At 45.0% G+C, this 14,163-nt stretch carries 14 protein-coding genes, 17 tRNA genes and 2 rRNA genes; 6 read left to right on the forward strand and 27 right to left on the reverse strand.

Annotation, left to right across the window (positions count from 1 at the left end; all coding sequences use genetic code 11):
* Positions 1 to 259 precede the first annotated feature (259 nt).
* The gene (gene trmL / locus ACRRQV_RS16405) at positions 260 to 733 is read right to left on the reverse strand and encodes a tRNA (uridine(34)/cytosine(34)/5-carboxymethylaminomethyluridine(34)-2'-O)-methyltransferase TrmL (RefSeq protein ID WP_432532887.1); all 474 of its coding nucleotides are present in this window, start codon (positions 731 to 733) and stop codon (positions 260 to 262) included.
* 9 nt (positions 734 to 742) lie between these two features.
* Complete coding sequence (gene queG, locus ACRRQV_RS16410) at positions 743 to 1,888, reverse strand: tRNA epoxyqueuosine(34) reductase QueG (RefSeq protein WP_432532843.1); 1,146 nt, start codon at positions 1,886 to 1,888, stop codon at positions 743 to 745.
* A gap of 49 nt (positions 1,889 to 1,937) precedes the next feature.
* On the opposite strand from queG, the gene ACRRQV_RS16415 reads away from it, so the two are divergent.
* Both ACRRQV_RS16415 and ACRRQV_RS16420 read left to right on the forward strand, forming a co-directional pair.
* Positions 1,938 to 2,618, forward strand: a complete 681-nt coding sequence (locus tag ACRRQV_RS16415) for a B3/B4 domain-containing protein (protein ID WP_432532845.1) — start codon at positions 1,938 to 1,940, stop codon at positions 2,616 to 2,618.
* 78 nt (positions 2,619 to 2,696) lie between these two features.
* Complete coding sequence (locus ACRRQV_RS16420) at positions 2,697 to 3,743, forward strand: C45 family autoproteolytic acyltransferase/hydolase (protein WP_432532847.1); 1,047 nt, start codon at positions 2,697 to 2,699, stop codon at positions 3,741 to 3,743.
* Between the two features lie 38 nt (positions 3,744 to 3,781).
* On the opposite strand, the gene ACRRQV_RS16425 is transcribed toward ACRRQV_RS16420, so the two are convergent.
* Together ACRRQV_RS16425 and ACRRQV_RS16430 are read right to left on the reverse strand one after the other, a co-directional pair.
* On the reverse strand, positions 3,782 to 4,834 hold the full coding sequence (locus tag ACRRQV_RS16425) for a C45 family autoproteolytic acyltransferase/hydolase (RefSeq protein WP_432532849.1): 1,053 nt from the start codon (positions 4,832 to 4,834) through the stop codon (positions 3,782 to 3,784).
* Between the two features lie 138 nt (positions 4,835 to 4,972).
* Complete coding sequence (locus ACRRQV_RS16430) at positions 4,973 to 5,506, reverse strand: VOC family protein (protein WP_432532851.1); 534 nt, start codon at positions 5,504 to 5,506, stop codon at positions 4,973 to 4,975.
* A 132-nt stretch (positions 5,507 to 5,638) separates the two neighbouring features.
* Here ACRRQV_RS16430 and ACRRQV_RS16435 point away from each other — a divergent pair, with 132 nt between their 5' ends.
* The gene (locus ACRRQV_RS16435) at positions 5,639 to 6,583 is read left to right on the forward strand and encodes an AAA family ATPase (protein WP_432532853.1); all 945 of its coding nucleotides are present in this window, start codon (positions 5,639 to 5,641) and stop codon (positions 6,581 to 6,583) included.
* 33 nt (positions 6,584 to 6,616) lie between these two features.
* Here ACRRQV_RS16435 and ACRRQV_RS16440 read toward each other — a convergent pair whose 3' ends face one another.
* Entirely contained in the window at positions 6,617 to 7,135 is a 519-nt protein-coding gene (locus tag ACRRQV_RS16440; protein ID WP_432532855.1) for a DUF6241 domain-containing protein, read from the reverse strand.
* A gap of 183 nt (positions 7,136 to 7,318) precedes the next feature.
* Here ACRRQV_RS16440 and ACRRQV_RS16445 point away from each other — a divergent pair, with 183 nt between their 5' ends.
* From ACRRQV_RS16445 to ACRRQV_RS16455, 3 genes are read left to right on the forward strand one after another with little or no spacing between them, the layout of a single operon-like run.
* Positions 7,319 to 7,765, forward strand: coding sequence for a hypothetical protein (locus tag ACRRQV_RS16445; RefSeq protein WP_432532857.1), 447 nt, complete (start codon positions 7,319 to 7,321; stop codon positions 7,763 to 7,765).
* A 1-nt stretch (position 7,766) separates the two neighbouring features.
* Complete coding sequence (locus tag ACRRQV_RS16450; protein WP_432532859.1) at positions 7,767 to 7,997, forward strand: helix-turn-helix transcriptional regulator; 231 nt, start codon at positions 7,767 to 7,769, stop codon at positions 7,995 to 7,997.
* Between the two features lie 33 nt (positions 7,998 to 8,030).
* Positions 8,031 to 8,774, forward strand: coding sequence for a DUF4386 domain-containing protein (locus tag ACRRQV_RS16455; protein WP_432532861.1), 744 nt, complete (start codon positions 8,031 to 8,033; stop codon positions 8,772 to 8,774).
* A gap of 82 nt (positions 8,775 to 8,856) precedes the next feature.
* On the opposite strand, the gene ACRRQV_RS16460 is transcribed toward ACRRQV_RS16455, so the two are convergent.
* The 22 genes from ACRRQV_RS16460 to ACRRQV_RS16565 form a co-directional block, all read right to left on the reverse strand.
* Positions 8,857 to 8,940, reverse strand: a tRNA-Leu gene (locus ACRRQV_RS16460).
* A 104-nt stretch (positions 8,941 to 9,044) separates the two neighbouring features.
* Positions 9,045 to 10,043 (reverse strand): inorganic phosphate transporter, encoded by a 999-nt coding sequence (locus ACRRQV_RS16465; protein ID WP_432532863.1) that lies wholly within the window; start codon positions 10,041 to 10,043, stop codon positions 9,045 to 9,047.
* A 14-nt stretch (positions 10,044 to 10,057) separates the two neighbouring features.
* Entirely contained in the window at positions 10,058 to 10,675 is a 618-nt protein-coding gene (locus ACRRQV_RS16470; protein WP_432532865.1) for a DUF47 domain-containing protein, read from the reverse strand.
* A 238-nt stretch (positions 10,676 to 10,913) separates the two neighbouring features.
* Positions 10,914 to 12,185: an amidohydrolase family protein gene (locus ACRRQV_RS16475; protein ID WP_432532867.1), complete on the reverse strand. Its 1,272-nt coding sequence runs from the start codon at positions 12,183 to 12,185 to the stop codon at positions 10,914 to 10,916.
* Between the two features lie 162 nt (positions 12,186 to 12,347).
* Positions 12,348 to 12,431, reverse strand: a tRNA-Leu gene (locus ACRRQV_RS16480).
* A gap of 10 nt (positions 12,432 to 12,441) precedes the next feature.
* A tRNA-Cys gene (locus ACRRQV_RS16485) sits at positions 12,442 to 12,515 on the reverse strand.
* A 6-nt stretch (positions 12,516 to 12,521) separates the two neighbouring features.
* Positions 12,522 to 12,596 (reverse strand) — tRNA-Gly (locus tag ACRRQV_RS16490).
* A gap of 5 nt (positions 12,597 to 12,601) precedes the next feature.
* Positions 12,602 to 12,673: transfer RNA gene (locus tag ACRRQV_RS16495), tRNA-Gln, on the reverse strand.
* 9 nt (positions 12,674 to 12,682) lie between these two features.
* Positions 12,683 to 12,758, reverse strand: a tRNA-His gene (locus tag ACRRQV_RS16500).
* A gap of 42 nt (positions 12,759 to 12,800) precedes the next feature.
* Positions 12,801 to 12,876, reverse strand: a tRNA-His gene (locus ACRRQV_RS16505).
* A gap of 20 nt (positions 12,877 to 12,896) precedes the next feature.
* A tRNA-Trp gene (locus ACRRQV_RS16510) sits at positions 12,897 to 12,970 on the reverse strand.
* A gap of 6 nt (positions 12,971 to 12,976) precedes the next feature.
* Positions 12,977 to 13,060 (reverse strand) — tRNA-Tyr (locus ACRRQV_RS16515).
* Position 13,061: 1 nt separating this feature from the next.
* Positions 13,062 to 13,137, reverse strand: a tRNA-Thr gene (locus ACRRQV_RS16520).
* Positions 13,138 to 13,158: 21 nt separating this feature from the next.
* Positions 13,159 to 13,234: transfer RNA gene (locus ACRRQV_RS16525), tRNA-Phe, on the reverse strand.
* Between the two features lie 13 nt (positions 13,235 to 13,247).
* Positions 13,248 to 13,323 (reverse strand) — tRNA-Asp (locus tag ACRRQV_RS16530).
* Between the two features lie 3 nt (positions 13,324 to 13,326).
* Positions 13,327 to 13,403, reverse strand: a tRNA-Met gene (locus tag ACRRQV_RS16535).
* Between the two features lie 49 nt (positions 13,404 to 13,452).
* Positions 13,453 to 13,528: transfer RNA gene (locus tag ACRRQV_RS16540), tRNA-Val, on the reverse strand.
* Between the two features lie 13 nt (positions 13,529 to 13,541).
* A tRNA-Glu gene (locus ACRRQV_RS16545) sits at positions 13,542 to 13,616 on the reverse strand.
* Between the two features lie 21 nt (positions 13,617 to 13,637).
* Positions 13,638 to 13,727 (reverse strand) — tRNA-Ser (locus tag ACRRQV_RS16550).
* Between the two features lie 6 nt (positions 13,728 to 13,733).
* Positions 13,734 to 13,808, reverse strand: a tRNA-Asn gene (locus ACRRQV_RS16555).
* 12 nt (positions 13,809 to 13,820) lie between these two features.
* A 5S ribosomal RNA gene (gene rrf / locus ACRRQV_RS16560) occupies positions 13,821 to 13,936 on the reverse strand.
* Positions 13,937 to 14,073: 137 nt separating this feature from the next.
* Positions 14,074 to 14,163, reverse strand: a 23S ribosomal RNA gene (locus ACRRQV_RS16565); the annotation flags it as partial.

The following is a 14,163-nucleotide window of genomic DNA, read 5'->3' on the forward strand; positions in this document are numbered from 1 at the left end:
ACAAAGCAAAAAGCCAGATGCCAATAAAGACAGAAATTCTTCACATTTCCACCGGCTCTTATGTTTCATTTTATTCCATCATGCGCTATACTAAAAAACAGATGCACATTTAGAGGAGGTCGTGAATTATGAACTTAATCCTTATTCTAGGTATTATTGTGGCGTTCTTGTCAGCTATCCTGACAGCAGGGCACGACGACAAACCAGGTACATTCGACGAGAAATAATGCAAAAGGACAGCGAAATCGCTGTCCTTTTTTCATTTTAATCCAGGGTAATCTTGCTGGCGCAAGGCTTCGTACATCAAAATGGCAGCCGTATTGGATAAATTCAATGACCGAATGTGTTCGTTCATTGGAATCCGCAAGCAGCGATCCAAATTTTGATCAATCAATTCTCTCGGCAAGCCTTTTGTTTCTTGGCCGAACACGAAGAAATGGTCTTTCTCGGTATCCGAAAAATCAAATGTTGTATAGGTTTTCGTGCCGAATTTAGTTATATAGTAGAATTCCCCGTCTGCGTAACGGTCAAATAGCTCCTGCAACGAATCGTGATACGTCAAATCGACGTGCTCCCAGTAATCGAGCCCGGCGCGCTTCAGCATTTTGTCATCCGTCGAAAAGCCCAGCGGACGCACCAAATGCAGTTTCACTCCTGTCCCTGCACATGAGCGGGCGATGTTTCCTGTGTTCGCTGGAATCAGCGGTTGATACAAAACAATGTGTATAGCCAAATTATTCACTTATCCTTTCAATCTTTCAGCAAAAAATGCTAATCCTTTTTGAATTTCTTCCTGTACTTCTTCATCTTTTTCGAGCTGTTCGGCTCGCTTCAACGCATCCAACCCTTCAACGGTTCCGATTTTCCCGATGGCCCACGCAGCCGTACCCCGGATTACCGGGCGGTCGTCGGTTTTCATCAAGTTAATCAGTGCCGGAACAGCACTCGCTTCTTTAAAATGCGCCAGCGCCAAAATCGCATTTCGCTGAATCGGTTTTTTGCCGCGCCACGAACCTGAAACATAGCCGAACTTCGCTTTAAATTCTTTATTTGAAATCGACAGCAGCGGCTCAAGCAGCGGCTTGGCGATTTCCGGATCCGGTTCGAATTCCAAATGGATATGGTTGGCCTTGCGTTTGTTTTTTGGGCACACCGTCTGGCACGTATCGCAGCCGTACAGACGATTGCCGATAACGCCGCGGAACTCATCCGGCAAAAAGCCTTTAGTCTGCGTCAAAAACGACACGCAGCGCTGGGCGTTCAATTGGCCGCCTTCGACGATTGCACCGGTCGGGCATGTGTCGATGCACAGCCGGCAATCGCCGCATTGATCTTCCATCGGTTCGTCAAACCGAAACGGAATGTTGGTGATCATTTCCCCGAGGTATACATACGACCCAAACTCCGGCGTGATGATGTTGGTGTTTTTTGCGCTCCAGCCGATGCCGGCGCGTTCTGCCACTGCCCGGTCAGATAGCTCGCCAGTGTCCACCATCGACCGCATGCGGGCTTCGGGGCAATGCGCGGCGATAAATGCCTCTAGTAACGCCAACCGTTCTCTAAGGGCCGCGTGATAATCTTTTCCCCACGACGACCTGGAAAAAATTCCTCGACGTGCGCCCTTCACTCCTTGAGGCGCATCTTTCATTTTCGAAGGATAGGCAATCGCAATGGCGATGATGCTCACCGCTTCGTCCAATAAAAGCGCAGGCTGCGTTCGTTTTTCGATGTCCGGTTCTTCAAAGCCGGACTGATAGTTTAAGTGCTGCTGGCGAATGAGCCGGTGCCGCAAATTATAAAAAGGCTCTGCCGAAGCAAAACCGATTTTATCAATCCCGATGCTAGAGGCGTATGCAACAAGTTCCTGTTGAAACTCTTCGAGATTCATGTCGATAACCCCTCACTCTATTTTATGATACGATAATGGAAAACAAAACATGGAAAGGAAGATTGCAGTGGAAGTGACAGTCAATCCTCAAATTCGAGAAATCTTTCCTGATTTTAAAATAGGAATCATACAATATAACAATATCACCGTTTCCGATTCACCTCAAATGTTAAAAGGCCGCCTGCAGCTTTTCCAGGAACAATTATTCTTTGATCTGGAAGACAAAGAGATCACGGATTTCCCAGGGCTTCTTGAATGGCAAGTGCTTTGGAAAGCATTGGGAGCAGATCCAAGCCGCTACCGCCCTTCCGCAGAAGCGTTGTTCCGCAGAATCAAGAAGCAGAATTACTTGTCTCCGGTCCACTCGGCTGTCGACATGAACAGCTTTCTTTCCTTGCAATACGAAATCCCGCTCGGCTTGTACGACGCCGACAAAATTTCAGGCGCCGTGTCCATTTCCATCGGCACCGAAGACGACCGATACGAAGGCTTGAACAATCGCGTCAACACATTAAAGCGTATTCTTGTGTCAAAAGACAGCGAGGGCGCATTTGGCAGCCCGTATGTCGATTCCAAACGCACGGCCGTCACCGAAGAGACGACGAACGCCCTACACCTCTTTTATCTGCGGCCATCGATGGACCGAGACGCCGCCATTCAGCTATTGACGGCGGCTTCGAAAATGTTCACGGGCATCAACGGCGGCGAAGCTGAGATTGCGGTCGTGTAACATAAGCATATTCTTTTTCTTTGCATAAAAGTTGCAGTAGACTCAGACTAGTTCAAGTTAAAAATGAGGGATGAACATATGGGACGAGTACACAGTGACGTGATTCAATTTCGGGGCAGCCATTACGATTTCGGTTTTATGCAAGGGGAATTGTTAAAGGATTCTTACATCCTCCCAAACCGCAAAAAACAATGGGCGCCGCCGAATCGCAATTTTACAATAAATGAACAGCAAGCCAAAATGTTAATTCAAGATTTTTCGCCTTTGATCTGGGAAGAGATTTGCGGACTCGCTGATGCACTGGAATGGACGATGCACGACGCCATCCGGGATTTTGGCGGCTATTATTTGGAATATGTCCGAAGCGGCTGTTCCATCTTCACTGCACCGGATTTTATGGTCCGCAATTACGACAGTGCGCCGCTTGGCTATGAAGGGCGTTTCGCTTTGTACCAGCCGACTGATGGCGGCTATGCGACCATTGGTCCGACCATGCAAATTACCGGACGGACCGACGGCATGAACGAAAAAGGCTTGGTAATGGGGTATAACTTCATCAATCGGAGAGATTCAGAAGATGGCTTTATCTGCAACATGATCGGCCGGCTTGTGCTGGAGAATTGCGCAACGAACGCCGAAGCCATCGCCTTATTAAAAGAGCTCCCCCACCGCCGGTCGTTCAGCTACGTGCTGCTTGACCAAACTGGAGAAACGGTTGTAGTCGAAGCTTCCCCGCGCAAAGTAGAAGTGCGGCAATCCACCATCTCCACCAACCATTTCAAATTGCTGACTGAAGAAAACCGCTACCAAATTGAAGACTCCAAGCGCCGTGAGCAAGTGATGCAGGACTATAAACAAAGCAGTCCCGATGCTTTCAGCGCATTCCAGCTGCTGAATGACTCTCAAAAAGGCGTCTTTTCGAAAAAATACGCGACCGCTTCCGGCACGCTTCACACCGCCGCTTATTTTCCTGAAACTCTGGAAATGGGGTTTGCGCTCGGGCCGGATCGCCTGCCGCTCATGCTCGGCTTTCAAAACTGGCTGGACGGCGAAAAACTGTATATCAAACGCATCAATGGCAAACTGGATATCGACATTCCGTTTGTTAATATGGCTGAAATTTAAGTTAAAAGCGCTCCTTTCATTTGAGAGGAGCGCTTTTGTTATACCCGAATCTTGTCCATATGGGCAAAACCGATGGCGGTATCAATCTCACCGGTAATTTGCTCCGGTTCGACCGCTTCTCCTTCAAGCCAGCTGGCAAAGTCAAATACCCTGGGCTCTTGATTACCCCCTAAAGCAAACCACATTTTTTTCTCTTTCGGAAAATAAGCCGACGTATGAATCGTGCCCGCCCAACTTTTGTAAAGCTTGGAAAAAACACCTTTTTCCGTGTCGTTAAACAATCGGAATGCCTGGTGCGCATCAGTCGCAGAATCAGACTGTGCGGCAATTGCATCCAACCGCGCATAGGAATCCTTCAAGTAATTCCGGTTTTCCTGCTGGTGGATTTCAAAATGGTTGGTGCAGACAGCCGCTTTTCGCACATCAACTGAACGCGGACTTGATTCCACAATAAATGTCTCACCGCTCGCATCCAACACGACATAGCTGAACGATCCCCGATGCGGAATGGTTTCCAAAAGCGCCACTGCTTCTTCCGCTGTTGCACACGTTTCGAGAATGATGCGGCTGATCATATAACAGACAAACCCGTCGCCTGGCTTTTTGCGATGGATGAAATTATAGCCGAGCGCCAGCCCTGTTTCGTTCATGCCGTCCATGCGGCCGGTAATCCGCGACGTCGGGCCGATGACGGCATAGCCCGAGTCGGTTGGCTGGAACACTACGAAGCGCCCTTCGTACGTCTGCGGATGGAAATCATAATTTCGCACCAGAAAATCTTCACCTGTAAAAATCGAACAGCCGCTTGGAAGTGCATCGATCCGGTAGCCGCCAAAATTGCGTAAAACATCTTCCATCGGCAATTCAAGCGCAGCTTGCAGACCGAGAAATTCATCCCAAATTCCGGGTGCAAAACGCTTAAACATCGCTTCCGTTTCGGGCACATCGATGATAAAGCGCGCCCGTTTAATCTGCCAGTCTTTTTGCCGGTTTTCAAGCGTCACCGAATCCTTCAACTTCTTCCCTTGCATATACCCAAACTGAAAATGGTCGCCTCTGAATTGAATGATGTCGCTATGTATCGTCTTCATAATCGTCTCCTTCTTGCGCAAACTCCTTACCTGAATAACAGCATACACATTACTGGAACGAAATTCAAAGAAGACGAAAAGCCCATCTTCTGTGAAACAAAGATGGGACATAGCCACTGCATTCGTAGTTGATTTTAACTACCGGCCATCATATGCTTGCTGCAAAGTGGGAATGTCCAATTTTTTCATCTGCAGCATTGCCCGCGTCACCCGGGCTGCTTTTTCGATATCCGAATCGGCCATCATGTCGTTTAATACTGTCGGCACCACTTGCCACGACACACCAAACTGGTCTTTCAACCATCCGCACACTTGCGCTTTTTCATCTCCGCCTGCGGTCAGCCGATCCCAATAATAATCCACTTCTTCTTGAGAGTCGCAGTTGATGATAAACGATACCGCTTCTGTAAATTGAAACATCGGCCCGCCATTTAACGCGACAAACTCCTGTCCTTCTATTTGAAATTCGATGGTCATGACCGTTCCTTCGGGCATCCCATGAATTTCTTGGCCTTCTTTAATAAAATACGTTTTGCGGCCAACACGGGAGTTTTTAAAAATAGACATGTAAAAATCGACTGCTTCTTCCGCATTTTGATTAAACCAGAAGTTGGCCATGATTTTTTGAATTTTGCTGTCCACCTCATTCTCCTGCCTTTCTTCAAAATGCATTGGCTATGTATTAACTTGTCCGTTCTTCATTTTCCTCCATAATACAATATCGCGGCTGGAAAAAAATCATTTTTTTCATCTTTTTTTATTTGCTGGGTATATAGATGGCAAACAAAGAAAAGAGGAATTGCTATGCCGCGCATAAAAATGCTTATTGGGCTTCCAGGAAGCGGAAAAACCACGTATGCGAAACAACTCATGAAAACCGAGCCTGATTGGATTCATTTATCGTCCGATAATATCGCCTATGCCGAATTTGGAATTGGAACCTCTATTGACCATCAATATGTTTTCGAGGAATTGTACAAGCAAACCAGCACCGCTCTTGAAACAGGTAAAAATGTAATCTATGATGCTACCAATCTGGCGTCCAAGAAAAGGCGCAGCTTTCTCAACCGCATCCAAAAATTCGAAGCTGAGGCAGAAGCTGTAGTTTTTTTTACACCTTATGATTTATTGAAAAACCGCAACCAGGAACGAAGTGCGCGGGAACGTGTGCCGGATTGCATTATTGAACGCTATATCCGCGCTTTTCATTTTCCGAGAAAAGATGAAAAGTTCAATTGCATTACCGTCATTTCCGCAAAAAACGACTTTCCTCCAATAAATAAAACTATAAATGCAATCTACACACAACATGTCTCTTTTGAAGAAATTTGTTGTCTATATGAATCGTTTGAAGAAACGAAACCGCTTCTCCAAATGAAAGAACTGCAGCCAACTGTTCAAAAAGCTTATCGGGCTTTTATTGCCGTAAGAAACGGTGCAACCGATCTTTACGACAAGGAACTTTTATCTTGGGCAGCGCTGCTTTCCGTCATTGGGAAACCCTATGTACGCAAAAACCGGCCGAGCGAGCAAGACAATTATTACGGATATGAACACGTTTCGATGTACCTAAGCTATTCGATTTTACGAAAATTGCGGTACTCTGAATCCTTTATTTTTGATGCCCTTTTATTAATCGATGAACACGCAGAAGGCCGCTATTCCAAGCGCGGCAAGATCCGTCGACGAATTGGCGCTGAAAATCATGAGCGGCTCCAGGTTTTATTAGAAGCGCTAAATCCCGTATAAGAAAGGCTCTTGCCATGTGCAAGAGCCTTTTAGTTAATCTTTAAAATTCTTTTCAATATACTTTTTCTCTTCCGCCTTACTTAAACGGCCGGTAGCTTTTCCAATCGTGCCGCCATTCAACTGCCAAATGAAATTATGCACATCCACTGAATTTGAAAAATCGCCACTTTGCCATTGGCTTAATACTTCCTCGTAATAATCGCCATATTCGTAGAGAGTTTTGTTTTCCTGAACGATAGTCAGCAAACCCTCAATATTTTCAGGCGTCATTTCGACTGCTCCCCATTTTTCTTTCGCTTTCACCTTTTGGTGGGTCATTTTATGAAGCAGTGTCTGTACTTCCCCTTCAAGCATATCCACCTCTCCACCAGCCGCTTTCGGCTTTTCCTCTTGTTCCGATTGATCGCCTTGAACATTTCGTTCCTCGATATCTTTTGCCACTTCCATTATTTCATTTTTTTTTGAATCTGACTGTTGGATAAAGTAGTAGCCTCCTGCTGCCAGCGCAATAAAACCAATTAGCAATCCCGTTACTTTTATCGTTCGCTTCACTTTTCCACATCCTTTTGCGATTATTTTACTTTACATATAATGGTAACATATTTCACGTTGCAAATAACCTTCTTTAATTATCTAAATTTTCTAAATACTTATTGACATAATGTCTAGTTTACTATACATTATGTCAAAAGATATTTACTAAAAGTATACATTAACTTACAAGGAGGAATCTTTATGACGTACCAAGAAAAGAAAAGTATTGTCGGAGTAATTAGCACGATCATTATTTTCACATCCTTTTGCCTTTATATGTTGCCCCACTATCCAACTGGCGGTTTGGAATCGATGGAAACGTTTCGCTATTGGGGGTCTTTCGTCCTTTTCTTGACCGTCTTTTCAATTGTTGCTCACATCATTATCTCAATTCTTTTCAATATCGCCTTTCGAATTACCACTCAAGAAAAAGAACCGCGTTTTTCGGATGAACTGGATAAACTCATTGACTTGAAAGCGAACCGCAACTCGTTCTTTGTGTTTATCATCGGCTTCCTTTTAGCTATGGCCTCACTCGTTTTCTCAGAACCCACTCAAATCATGTTCATTATTTTGATTGTTTCCGGGTTTGTTTCCGATTTGATCGGCTCTGTTACGAAACTTTATCACTACAAGAAAGGGGTTTAATATGGGCAATCATCTTGTCGGCAACCACATTCGAAAATTGCGGTTCAACTTGGGCGAAATGACTCAGCAGCAATTGGCTGACAAGGCAGGCGTCACAAGACAAACCATTGTTGCTCTCGAAAAGGGAAACTACTCTCCCTCCTTGGAATTGGCTTTCCGCATTGCTCTCGTCTTTAATTTGCCGTTGGAAGAAGTGTTCTTTTATGGAGAGGCATCGAACAGAAAAGATTAACCTTTGGTACTTATTTTAAAGGAGGAGAGAAAAATGGAGGAAAACAAAAGAAACGCAAAAATTGTCGGGGTATTGTTTCTCATTGCAGCAGTTACTGCGGTACTTGGCCTGCTCTTGTATGATCCAATTTTAAATAGCCCTGATTACCTCGTTCAAGGCGCCGAGCATGCCAACCAAATCATTCTAGGGGCTTTGATGGAATTGATGCTTGTAGCAGCAGCAATTGGCACCGCTACAGCCATGTTTCCGATTTTAAGAAAATACAATGAAACAATCGCCCTTTGGCATGTCTGTTTCCGTTTCCTCGAAGCGGTCATTATTGTCATCGGCGTCATCAGTGTGCTTTCTTTGCTGACCTTGAGCCGGGAATTTGTCGCAGCTGGTTCTTTGGATGCCGCCTCTTTCCAAGCTTCAGGAACAGTCTTAAAAGCCATACACGAATGGACGTTTTTATTCGGCCCCAATTTCATGCTTGGCATCAACACGATCATGTACAGCTACATTCTATACAAAACCAAACTTGTTCCCCGGTTCATTCCCGTATTGGGGATGACAGGAGCCGTACTCGTTTTCAGCTGTTCCTTGTTGGTCATGTTCGGCGTAATTGAGCAACTATCTGTATGGGGCGCGGTTTTGGCCTTGCCTGTTGCTGCCAATGAAATAATTTTAGCGGTGTGGCTTATTAGCAAAGGCTTTAACGAACCTGCTTTAACGGCATTAACAGAAAACAAAAAGCGGCGCAATCAGAATTCTTTAATCAAAGCTGAAGCGCCATAAAGCCATAGAAAAAAGCCCCTGCTTTGAAAAATTCAAAGCAGGGGCTTTTTGAGTTCATCGCTTGGCATGGCGATGAGAAGTATACCGGCGGTCGGGGTCGAACCGACACTCCCGTGAAGGAACGGGATTTTGAGTCCCGCGCGTCTGCCAATTCCGCCACGCCGGCAAATGTTCTAAAGGAACTATACAAATATAACATAACATCGAACTTATGCCAATAGTTTTTCACAAAAAAAATCAGCGTCTGGAAATTCCAGCGCTGATATAACCTTAAAAGAAAATATTTAAAAGAAGATAGAAAGCTGCAGCCAATGCAGCAGAAATTGGCAACGTGATTATCCAGGTAATCAACATTGTCTGAGCTGTTCCCCATTTAACGCCTTTCAAACGGTGAGACGCTCCTACACCCATGATAGAAGAAGAAATAACATGAGTTGTACTTACTGGCAAATGAATGAAGGTAGCGCCGAAAATAACCGCTGCTCCAGTTAAGTCAGCAGCAACTCCGTTCACCGGACGGATTTTCATGATCTTGCCGCCAACTGTTTTGATGATTCTCCATCCTCCGACCGAAGTTCCGAGTGCCATTGCCATCGCACAAGAAACCTGTACCCAAGTTTGAATATCATCGCCTGTTTGAAGGCCGTTCACGATCAAAGCCATCGTAATGATACCCATCGCTTTTTGCGCATCGTTTGTCCCGTGGGTAAACGATTGAAGCGCAGCTGTTCCGATTTGAATCAAGCGGAAGTTTTTGTTTGTTTTCGTTAAGTTATTATTTTTGAAAACCACTTTAAAAATACTGTAAACAATATAGGCAACTACAAAAGCCAGGATTGGCGAAAGAATAAGCGCTTGGATGATTTTCAAGAATCCGCTATAATTCAGTGCACTAAATCCGGCAGCTGCAATAGCAGCACCTGCGATTGAACCAATCAATGCGTGCGATGAACTGCTTGGAATACCGTAATACCAAGTGATTAAATTCCAAGCAATTGCGGCAAGCAAAGCAGCCATGATGACGATAGAGCCATTCTCCAAAGTAAATGGATCAACTATATCTTTAGTAATGGTTTTGGCAACTCCCGTAAAAGCAAGAGCCCCCACGAAGTTCATAATAGCAGCCAACATAATGGCGTGGCGCGGTTTTAATGCTTTTGTTGAGACTGCAGTGGCAATTGAGTTCGCTGTATCATGAAATCCATTAATGAAGTCAAACCCAAGTGCTAAAATGACAATTATAACTGTGGTGACTAATAGTATATCCATCGTCTGAGTGCCCCTTAAGCGTTTTTCATAATGATTGTTTCAAGTGTATTCGCAACTTTTTGGCAATAATCCGCAATTTCTTCAAGTTCTTCATAAATTTCTTTGTATTGAATAATACGGATTGGATCTTTTTCAACTTGGAAAAGATTTTTGATTGAGTGACGTAGCGTCACGTCGCATTGAGACTCGTAATCTTTAATTTTGATGGCATGGGCTCTCATATTGCCTAGTTTTTTAGTAGACAACAGATCCACCGCCGCTTGAATTTCAATTGTGCATTTGCGGATAGCTTCCACAAATTCCAACATATATTTGTCAGCGTTAATGACGGAATACATTTCAAATAACGAGGCTGTATGGTCTAAACCGTCCAATACATCATCCATCGTCATCGCAAGTGCTAAAATATCTTCACGCTCGATAGGAGTAATAAAGGCATTGTTTAAATCTTGAATAACAGTGTGTACGAATGAATCACCTTTTGTTTCATAATCTTTCATCGTATCTGAAAAGATCTTCAAATCACTGATTGCACTTAATTTATAATCTGCGAAATAATCAGCACTTTCTTTAAGGTTTCTCGAAATATTATCCAACTGTACAATAAACTTATCCTGCTTTTTAAAAGCCATCTTCTTTTACCCCCGCTATTTTAATAAAATAAACACTAAGCTAAATAATAATAGCTCATTTATAACCACCTTAACAATAGCTTATTAAAAAATTTACAAAACCGTAACATAACGAAATTATCTAATAATATTATTTTATTGATATAGCATTATTTCTAATTAAAAGAATCGGCCTTTTAAAATTTAACCATTCCCATTTAAGTTCCCGTATTTTTCATTACTGAAACCAATTTGAACATCACACTTGCGCCGTTTTAGCTTTAGTTGCACTAAGCAAGTCTTTCTCAATCTTCCCGTCTTTGATAACCGCAACGATCGTATTGACATTTTCTAATGCCCGAATATCCTCCAGCGGGTTTGTATTGGAAATAATAAGATCAGCTAATTTGCCGGCTTCCAAAGTGCCAATCTTATCTTCCCACCCCAAACACTCCGCAGCTACTTTAGTGGTCGCCAAAATGGCTTCCATCGGCGACATGCCAATATCGCACATCAACCCCAGTTCGCGCAAGTTCGTGCCATGGGCCATTACACCGGCGTCTGTCCCCATGGCAATTTTCACTCCCGCTTTATAGGCTTTTGCTATGCTTTCTTTATGGATATCCACCACATCCAGCGCTTTTTGAACCGCGTATTCGGGCATGTTGTCATTTTCCTTGCTTGCTTCTACAACCGCCACTGGCGCAAGTAGAGTGGGAACGAGATAAGTTCCATGCTGCACCATCAACTCGATCGCTTCATCATCCAGAAAAATGCCATGTTCAATTGAATGGATGCCTGCTCGCACTGCATTTTTAATGCCTTCTGCACCTTGTGCATGGGCCATAACTTTTATCCCTCTGCGAAAAGTCGCCTCTTCTACCATAATCGCCAATTCTTCTTGCGAGTATTGTGTAAACTCTGGATGGTCAGTAGGGCTCAGCACCCCTCCAGTAGCATGGACCTTAATCACTTCGGCACCAGCTCTCAGCATTTCCCTTACGCGCTGCCTTACTTGCTCTGGTCCATCACACACGCCGCTTGGCATGCCTGGGTAGCTTTTACTTGTAATATCAATGCCTGAACGCATCCAGTTGTCACCGTGCCCTCCAGTAATCGTTAAGGGATTGATGCTTAATTGCATGCGCGGTCCAGCGACAAGCCCTTTTTCAACGGCCATCTTTACGCCGAGATCAGTAAATCCGGCATCTCGAACAGTCGTAATTCCAGCATTCAGCGTTCGTTTCATGTATTCAATCGCTTCATAATACTTATAAGCGAATGGTGTTGCAAGCGACTCACGAATATCTTTAATTTCCATAATCATGTGAACATGGGTGTCTATCAAACCAGGCAAAATAAAGCCGCCCAGCGCATCAATTTTTTCGGTGTCGCTATCCGGTACCTTTATCTCACTTTGCAAGCCCACTGCTTCAATTTTATTGTCTTTGATTAATACCGCCGCGTTTTTTAATGCCGGCTGCCCTGTCCCATCGATTAATGTCCCATTAAAAATAAATTTATAAGCCACTTTAACTCCTCCTAATTTATCAAACATTCTAACTATTTACCACAGTATCATTTATTGTGAAAGATTCCTAGCAAATATAAAAGCTTAATAAACAAACAAAAAACCCCCAACTTTGAACTGAATCAAAGTTGGGGGCAAAAAGGTTGGCTGCCTTTTAACTAATACCGGCGGTCGGGGTCGAACCGACACTCCCGTGAAGGAACGGGATTTTGAGTCCCGCGCGTCTGCCAATTCCGCCACGCCGGCAAAATAGTAATGGAGGCGGCAACCGGACTCGAACCGGTGATAAGGGTGTTGCAGACCCATGCCTTACCACTTGGCTATGCCGCCAAAAATTGGAGCGGAAGACGAGGTTCGAACTCGCGACCTCCACCTTGGCAAGGTGGCGTTCTACCACTGAACTACTTCCGCATAAGCTGGGGTACCTGGATTCGAACCAGGGCATGACGGGATCAAAACCCGTTGCCTTACCGCTTGGCTATACCCCAATAATAAGATGGGGCGGACGAGGGGAATTGAACCCCCGAGTGCCGGAATCACAATCCGGTGCGTTAACCACTTCGCCACGACCGCCACTTTACTATTTTATAAATACAATTGAATAAAATTAAAACATGGGGCGGACGAGGGGAATTGAACCCCCGAGTGCCGGAATCACAATCCGGTGCGTTAACCACTTCGCCACGACCGCCATCATATAAATTTAAAAATTGGCAGGGGCAGTAGGAATCGAACCCACATCGGAGGTTTTGGAGACCTCTGTTCTACCGTTAAACTATGCCCCTAAAAACTGGTGGTGGGGGGCAGATTCGAACTGCCGAACCCGAAGGAGCGGATTTACAGTCCGCCGCGTTTAGCCACTTCGCTACCCCACCATGGTGCCGGAGAAAGGACTTGAACCCTCAACCTACTGATTACAAGTCAGTTGCTCTACCAGTTGAGCTACTCCGGCATGGAGATATTTATTAAAAAATGGTGGGTCAGGACGGAATCGAACCGCCGACACTTAGAGCTTCAATCTAATGCTCTACCAACTGAGCTACTGACCCACTTTTATAAAAATGGCGGTCCCGACCGGGATCGAACCGGCGATCTCCTGCGTGACAGGCAGGCATGTTAACCGCTACACCACGGGACCATTTGGTTGCGGGGGCAGGATTTGAACCTGCGACCTTTGGGTTATGAGCCCAACGAGCTACCGAACTGCTCCACCCCGCGACAATACTAAGTAATTCTTTTCGTTTTACTGCTTATGTATCAAACGAAATGGTGGAGGATGACGGGATCGAACCGCCGACCCTCTGCTTGTAAGGCAGATGCTCTCCCAGCTGAGCTAATCCTCCACATATATGAAAATGGTGACCCCTACGGGATTCGAACCCGTGTTACCGCCGTGAAAGGGCGGTGTCTTAACCGCTTGACCAAGGGGCCATTAATAATAAGAGTTATATCTGGCGGAGAGCAAGGGATTCGAACCCTTGAGACGGTTGCCCGCCTACATGATTTCCAATCATGCTCCTTCGGCCACTCGGACAGCTCTCCATATAATGGCTCCGAAGGTAGGACTCGAACCTACGACCATCGCATTAACAGTGCGGTGCTCTACCACTGAGCTACTTCGGAATAATATTATCAGCCTGGCAACGTCCTACTCTCACAGGGGGAAACCCCCAACTACCATCGGCGCAAAAGAGCTTAACTGCCGTGTTCGGGATGGGAACGGGTGTGGCCTCTTTGCCATCATTACCAGACTAATATTTTTTGAAAGCCAAGATTTATTATACCAATTACAGAAGGTATTACAAGCTTTTTTCAAAACTTTTTATCTTATTCTTTCAAAACTGGATAGCCGACTGCTTGAAACGAAACGCGGGCACGCCTGCCCTTTTTGGTTAAGTCCTCGATCGATTAGTATTCGTCAGCTGCACGCGTCGCCGCGCTTCCACCTCGAACCTATCTACCTCATCGTCTTTGAGGG

It is taken from the genome of Planococcus sp. YIM B11945 (genome assembly GCF_050864155.1).
Lineage (GTDB): Bacteria > Bacillota > Bacilli > Bacillales_A > Planococcaceae > Planococcus.